Consider the following 252-nt stretch of genomic DNA (forward strand, 5'->3'; position numbering starts at 1 on the left):
GGTGTGGAAGCCCTGTGAGGGGTGGAGCTGACCGGTACTAATAGGCCGAGGGCTTGTCCGCTGCAGATAATTGGGTGCTCGCGCATATTTTTCACATATCCTACGGTTTTCCCGTTGTGGATCTGGTTCCCCTTTGGTGGGGTTGAGCTGGGTTTGTGGTGGGTGTTGGTTTCCGTGGTGGTTATGGTGGGAGGGTCACACCCGGTCTCATTCCGAACCCGGTCGTTAAGTCTCCTTGCGCTGATGGTACTG

General features: G+C 56.0%; 1 rRNA gene. It reads left to right on the forward strand.

Features of this window, described 5'->3' with window-relative positions:
• Positions 1-173 precede the first annotated feature (173 nt).
• Positions 174-252, forward strand: a 5S ribosomal RNA gene (gene rrf / locus ADL05_RS06040); the annotation flags it as partial.

The organism is Nocardiopsis sp. NRRL B-16309 (assembly GCF_001279585.1).
GTDB lineage: Bacteria > Actinomycetota > Actinomycetes > Streptosporangiales > Streptosporangiaceae > Nocardiopsis.